General features: G+C 67.6%; 6 protein-coding genes. 3 read left to right on the plus strand and 3 right to left on the minus strand.

What is annotated here, in order from left to right; all coding sequences use genetic code 11:
* Positions 1 to 45: 45 nt before the first annotated feature.
* Positions 46 to 1413: a metalloprotease PmbA gene (gene pmbA, locus AC3WLF_RS24805; protein WP_013957507.1), complete on the plus strand. Its 1368-nt coding sequence runs from the start codon at positions 46 to 48 to the stop codon at positions 1411 to 1413.
* 66 nt (positions 1414 to 1479) lie between these two features.
* Here pmbA and AC3WLF_RS24810 read toward each other — a convergent pair whose 3' ends face one another.
* From AC3WLF_RS24810 to AC3WLF_RS24820, 3 genes are all read right to left on the minus strand, one after another.
* Positions 1480 to 1980 carry a dihydrofolate reductase gene (locus AC3WLF_RS24810; RefSeq protein ID WP_492318695.1) on the minus strand — a complete coding sequence of 167 codons (501 nt, stop codon included), beginning with the start codon at positions 1978 to 1980 and terminating at the stop codon, positions 1480 to 1482.
* Positions 1977 to 2771, minus strand: coding sequence for a thymidylate synthase (locus AC3WLF_RS24815; protein ID WP_492318694.1), 795 nt, complete (start codon positions 2769 to 2771; stop codon positions 1977 to 1979). The genes AC3WLF_RS24810 and AC3WLF_RS24815 overlap by 4 nt, the downstream gene beginning before the upstream one ends.
* 143 nt (positions 2772 to 2914) lie before the next feature.
* On the minus strand, positions 2915 to 3616 hold the full coding sequence (locus AC3WLF_RS24820; protein WP_010813608.1) for a TerC family protein: 702 nt from the start codon (positions 3614 to 3616) through the stop codon (positions 2915 to 2917).
* Positions 3617 to 4139: 523 nt separating this feature from the next.
* Here AC3WLF_RS24820 and egtD point away from each other — a divergent pair.
* Complete coding sequence (gene egtD / locus AC3WLF_RS24825) at positions 4140 to 5237, plus strand: L-histidine N(alpha)-methyltransferase (protein WP_492358959.1); 1098 nt, start codon at positions 4140 to 4142, stop codon at positions 5235 to 5237.
* Between the two features lie 144 nt (positions 5238 to 5381).
* Positions 5382 to 6638, plus strand: coding sequence for an SUMF1/EgtB/PvdO family nonheme iron enzyme (locus tag AC3WLF_RS24830; protein WP_492358960.1), 1257 nt, complete (start codon positions 5382 to 5384; stop codon positions 6636 to 6638).
* The last annotated feature ends 111 nt before the right edge of the window (positions 6639 to 6749 follow it).

Raw genomic sequence — 6749 nt, forward strand, 5'->3', positions numbered from 1 at the left:
TCTTGCTATGATTGCCGCTTGGACTTTTGATGACACCCGCCCAGCATGGACCAGATCGCAGAACAGACCGCGCACTTCACCTACACCCAGGCCCAGCTCAGCGAGATGGCCGCCGATGTGCTGCGCGTTGCACGCGAACTTGGGGCGACCGACGCCGCCACCGAGATCTCCGAAGGCAGCGGCCTGTCGGTATCGGTACGCAAGGGGCAGGTGGAAACCATCGAGCAGAACCGCGACAAGGTGGTCGGGGTCACGGTCATGATCGGCAAGCGCCGCGGCAATGCCAGCACCTCGGACTTCTCTCCGGCCGCGCTGCGCGCCACCGCCGAGGCCGCCTACAACATCGCCCGCTTCACGGCCGAGGACGATTGCGCCGGCCTGGCCGAGGAAGAACTGCTGGAACGCGCGCCACAGGACCTGGAACTGTTCCACCCGTGGGCGCTGGACGCCGAGCGCGCCATCGACATCGCCACCCGCGCCGAGGCCGCCGCCTTCGCGGTGTCGCCGCGCATCCGCAACAGCGACGGCGCCAGCGTGTCGGCGCAGCATTCGCAGTTCGTGCTGGCGACCACGCGCGGCTTCTCGGGCGGCTACCCGTATTCGCGCCATTTCATCTCGTGCGCGCCGATCGCCGGCAGCGGCAGCGGCATGCAGCGCGATGACTGGTACTCGTCCAAGCGCTCGCCGCTGGCGCTGGCCGCGCCCGAGGACATCGGCCGCTACGCCGCCGAGCGCGCGCTGGCGCGGCTGCAGGCGCGCCAGCTGTCCACGCGCCGCTGCCCGGTGCTGTTCGAGGCGCCGCTGGCCGCGGGGCTGCTGGGCGCCTTCGTGCAGGCGGTGTCGGGCGGCGCGCTGTACCGCAAATCCACGTTCCTGTGCGATTCGCTGGGCCAGGCCGTGTTTGCGCCGCATATCCAGATCCATGAGCAGCCGCACACCCCCGGCGCCATGGGCAGCGCCCCGTTCGACGAGGAAGGCGTGCGCACCCGTGCCCGCGACGTGGTCCGCGACGGCGTGGTGCAGGGCTATTTCCTGTCGACCTATTCCGCGCGCAAGCTCGGCATGCAGACCACCGGCAACGCCGGCGGCTCGCACAACCTGACACTGACCAGCTCGCTGACCGAGCCCGGCGACGATTTCCCGGCGATGCTGCGCAAGCTCGGCACCGGCCTGCTGGTGACCGAGCTGATGGGGCAGGGCGTCAACTACGTGACCGGCGACTATTCGCGCGGCGCCTCGGGCTACTGGGTCGAGAATGGCGTGATCCAGTACCCGGTGGAGGAAATCACCATCGCCGGCAATATGGCCGAGATGTTCCAGCAGATCGTCGCTATCGGCGCGGATGCGCTGGTGCGCGGCACCAAGGAAACGGGCTCGATCCTGCTTGAGCAGATGACGATTGCCGGCACCTGAGCGGCGCGCGCCGCCCAAAGAAAAAGCAGGCCGGACGGCCTGCTTTTTTATTGCCCGCGCAACGGCTTACGACTCGTCCGACGGCGGCCGCTCGTACGTGACGAAGGCATAGTCGAAGCCATTGGCCTCCGAATGATGCGTCTCGCGCGCGGTCTCCACCCATTGGGTGCGGTCGATCGCCGGGAAGAAGGCATCGCCTTCCACATCCGCGTCGATCTCGGTCACCACCAGCCGGTCCGCGCACGGCATGGCCTCGGCGTAGAGCTGCGCGCCGCCGATCAGGAAGATCTGCTCCGCGCCCACGCACAGGCGCTGGGCGTCTTCCAGCGAGGCCGCCACCTCGGCACCCTCGATGCGAAGGTCCGGGTTGCGGCTGACCACGATATTGCGGCGCCCCGGCAGCGGGCGGCCGATTGAATCCCAGGTCTTGCGGCCCATGATCACCGGCGCGCCCATGGTGGTGCGCTTGAAGTGCGCCAGGTCTTCCGGCAGGCGCCAAGGCAGCGCGTTGTCGCGGCCGATGGTGTTGTTGCGGGCGCGGGCGACCACCAGTGTCAGCAGCGTCATACGGCCACCGGTGCCTTGATGGCGGCGTGCGACTGGTAGCCGGCCAGTTCGAAGTCTTCGTAGCGGTAGTCGAAGATGCTGTCGGGCTTGCGCAGGATCTTCAGTTGCGGCAGCGCCAGCGGCTCGCGCGCCAACTGGGTCTGCACCTGCTCGAAATGGTTGTTGTACAGGTGGCAGTCGCCGCCGGTCCAGACGAAGTCGCCCACTTCCAGCCCGGTCTGCTGCGCCATCATATGGGTCAGCAGCGCATAGCTGGCGATATTGAACGGCACGCCCAGGAAGATATCGGCGCTGCGCTGGTAGAGCTGGCACGACAGCCGGCCATCGGCCACGTAGAACTGGAAGAACGCGTGGCAGGGCGGCAGCTTCATGCGCGGGATGTCGGCCACGTTCCAGGCCGATACGATCAGGCGGCGCGAATCCGGGTTGGCGCGAATCTGCGCCACCAGCTCGGTGATCTGGTCGATATGGCGGCCGTCCGGCGCCGGCCACGAGCGCCATTGCGAGCCGTAGACCGGGCCCAGTTCGCCGTTCTCGTCGGCCCACTCGTCCCAGATGGTGACGCCGTGCTCCTGCAGCCAGCGCACGTTGGTCGAGCCCTGCAGGAACCACAGCAGTTCATAGATGATCGACTTCAGGTGCAGCTTCTTGGTGGTCACCACCGGGAAGCCTGCGCGCAGGTCGAAGCGCATCTGGTAGCCGAACACCGAGCGCGTGCCGGTGCCGGTGCGGTCGGCCTTGTCGGTGCCATGCTCGTACACATGGCGCATGAAGTCGAGGTACTGTTTCATCGGCGCGGGGCGGGATCGGGAGTGACGCGGGCACTGGTCCCGCAAAGCTGGCATTTTAAAGCAAAAGGGCCATCCCTCAGGATGGCCCTTCAGCGGGCTGGCCGGGGCGGGTGCCCCGGCCATGCCTGGCACGGCTTGCCGCCTTAGTGGCTGCCGGCCGGTTGCTGCACGCGGCGCTTCTGCACCAGGTAGCCGGCGCCCAGCACGCCGCCGACGATCAGCACGTACAGGCCCCAGTTGACCACCGGGTTGGCTTCGAAGAACGCCTTGATCATCGGCTCGTGCACGATCATCTTGACTGCCGTGAACGCCAGCACGCCCGCGCCCAGGTAGATGATGATCGGGAAGCGGCTCATCAGCTTGAGCACCAGGCTCGAGCCCCACACCACGATCGGGATGCTGATCAGCAGGCCCAGCACCACCAGCAGGAAGCTGCCGTGCGCGGCGCCGGCCACGGCCAGCACGTTGTCCACGCCCATCACCGCGTCGGCGATGATGATGGTCTTCATTGCGCCCCACAGGGTCGAGGCGCCCGAACCGTGCCCCTCGCCGTCGCCTTCGTCGGACAGCAGCTTGTAGGCAATCCACACCAGCGCCAGGCCGCCGATCAGCATCAGCCCCGGAATCTTCAGCAGCCAGACCACGCCGATCGTCATGGCCGAGCGCACCACCACGGCACCGACGGTACCCCAGATGATGGCCTTTTTCTGCAGGTGGGCGGGCAGGTTGCGCGCCGCCAGGGCGATCACGATGGCATTGTCGCCAGCCAGCACCAGGTCAATGACGACGATGGACAGCAGTGCCGTCAGGAACTGCATCGTGAACAGATCGGTAAACCACTCCATGAACTCTCCTCAGGGTACAAATCAGCGCAAGTGCGCGTATCGGGTTCGCCTGGATTCACGTAGCACGGGAGCGTGGGGGCGCCTTTGCAAACCATGAAGTCCAGGTTGCAAAGGTCTTGCTCGACCACTGGCGCGGTATGCACGCCGGTAGTCAGCACAACCGGGGACAAGGGTCCCGGAATGACGATTGTGCTAAGGGCATGGGCCCCGGAGCTACTCCCCTTTGAGGGACACGACCCGTTTCGGGGCCGCGCTGGGCGGGATTATAAACGAACTGCAAGGGATATGCCCCATTAGGAAAGATACTGACTCAAGCTTTTTTGATGTGCTGCATACGGCCCATCCGGCGATCGGGCGGTGCGCGATCCGCCGGATGGGCCTATCCTTTAAGTTCGGCTTCGCCCGATGCGTCCCGGACGGCACAGGGAGGCGTTGCGGAGACCGGCGCGCACGACATGCACAGCGCGGCCTTGGGGAATACGCAGTGAAGCAGTGACCATTCGCGACCACACAAGGAAACGACATGCCGGCTGTCCCGAATCCGCCGAATACCCCCTTCCAGAAAAAAGCCCCGCAGACACCTCTCCCACCCCTGAACCACCACAACGGCCATGCGGCCGCACCGCCCGCCCTGGTCGCGCTGGCCAATGGCCGCGCGCACCGGCAGCCGCCCCAGCCGGAGTTCGTGCAGCAGTACCGCGAGGACAGCGGCGCGCTGCGCGAGCAGGTGCTGGCCGGGCTGCGTGCCGGGCAGGCCGCCATCAGCCCCAAGTTCTTCTACGACGTGCTGGGCTCGCGCCTGTTCGAAGCCATCACCGACCTGCCAGAGTACTACCCGACCCGCACCGAGGCCGCGATCTTTGCCAGCGCGGCGCCCGCCATTGCCGCGCGTGCCGGCAGCGGCTGCGTGCTGGTGGACCTGGGTGCGGGCAATTGCGAAAAGGCTGCCAGGCTCTTTGGCACCCTGCGCCCGGCACAGTACGTGGCGCTGGATATCTCCATAGAGTTCCTGCGCACGACGCTGTCGTCGCTGCAGCAACAGCATCCCGACATTCCGATGCTGGGCCTGGGCGCCGACCTGTGTGCGCCGTTCGATCTGCCCGCCAACGTCAGGCGCGGCAGGCGGCTGTTCTTCTATCCGGGCTCGAGCATCGGCAATTTCGCCCCGGTCGAGGCCCTGGCATTGCTGCAGCGCATGCGCGGCGCGGCCGGGCGCGGCGACGGCGTGCTGATCGGGGTTGACCTGCACAAGGAAGAAGCCACGCTGGTGTCTGCCTATGACGATGCGCTGGGCGTGACCGCCGCGTTCAACCGCAACGTGCTGCGCAACGTGAACCGCATCGTCGGCACGGATTTCTCGCTGGACGACTGGCGCCATGTGGCGAGCTTCGACCGCGCGGCCTCGCGCATCCAGATGCACCTGCAGGCGTGCCGCGACGTGCGCGTGCAGTGGCAGGGCGGCGCGCGCGAATTTGCCGCCGGCGAACGGATCCATACCGAGGACTCCTACAAGTACCGCCCGGAGGACTTCACGCTCTTGCTGGAAGCCGCCGGGTTTGACGACCCGGTGTACTGGACCGACCCGAGCGGCTGGTTCGCCGTGTTCCACGCGCGCGGCTGATCCGCCCTCGCGGGCACCATCCGGCAGGGATGGCAGGTAGTGTCATAATGGCCGCGGCCGGCCTGGCGTGCGAGCGCCAGGCCAGCAGTTGCCTGCTTCGGTCACTGCCTGTCCACTGTTCACTCCCCTGCACGGACTTTCCCGATGAGCGGCTTTCCCATGCTTCCCGATCTCTACTTCACCGGCGGCAAGGCGGCCTGGTCCGATCCGCGCCGGCTGCCGCGCGAAGGGCTGGCGCAGGCGCTGGTCGATGCGCGCAACCGCACGCTGGCGTGGCTGGCACCGTTCGGGCAGACGCGCCGCGCCTGGGACGTGCCGCATCAGTACGATGCCGATCCGCCGTTGTGGACGCTCGGGCACGTGGCCTGGCATGCGGAGTGGTGGTGCCTGCGCGGCGTGCGCCAGGTGGACCGCGGCGGCGTGCCGGTGCCGGTGGCGGCCGAGCCGTCGCTGCTGGACGGCGCCGACGAGTGGTTCGACCCGGACCGCATCGGCCCCGACGAGCGCTGGGAGGTCACGCTGCCCGACGTCGCGGTGGTCAAGCGCTACGCCGCCGACGTGCTCGACGGCGTGCTGCGCCGGATTGCGCTGCTGGCCGACGACAGCGACCTGACCCTGTACCCGTACCGCCGCGCGCTGCTGCATGAAGATGCCCAGGGCGAAGGCGTGGCCGCGCTGTTGCAGGCGCTGGGCATGGCGCCCGCGGAGGCCATCGGGGCCGGTCCGGTGCAGCCTGCGGGGCATGGCGGCACCCTGCATTTCCCGGGCGGCCGCTTCACGCTCGGCTGGAGCGATCCCGACGGCTTTGCCTGGCCCGATGAGCTGCCGCCGCAACCCACCTACGTGCCCGCGTTTGAAATGGACATGGCGCCGGTCAGCAACGCGCAGTTCCTAGAGTTCGTCGAGGACGGCGGCTACGAGCACCCGGCGTGGTGGTCGGCAGCGGGGCGCCAGTGGCTGATGACGCAGGAACGCTCGGCGCCGCGCTACTGGTCGCGCCATCCGGAATCGCGCGCCTGGATGGTGGAGCGCTTCGGCACGCTGCGCACGCTCAATCCGGATGAGGCGGTGCGCCATGTCACGCTGTACGAGGCGCAGGCGTGGTGCGTGTGGGCGGGGCGGCGCCTGCCGGCGGAATCGGAATGGGAGCTTGCCGCGACGCAGAACCGCGGCCTGCAGTGGGGGGCGCTGCGTGAGTGGACTGCCACGCCCTATGAGCCGTACGCCGGGTTTGCCGCCGCGCCGTCAGACAGCGAGGTGGTGGGGCGCTTCGGCTCGCACCAGGCGGTGCGCGGTGTGTCGTTCGCCAGCCCCGCGCGGCTGCGCCACGTGCGGGCAAGGTGGGCGCGCTTGCCGGAGGATGATCTGTCCTTCATTGGCTTTCGCACCTGCGCGCTGTAGCGGGCGGTACGCGACAACAAAAAAAAGCACCCGAGGGTGTAATGCCGTTCAGTTAAGACTGAACGGCATTTTTCATTGTTAGCCGCCGAAGCAGTTGTAAACCGCAAGCCG

It is taken from the genome of Cupriavidus sp. FW306-01-F10A, assembly GCF_058782785.1.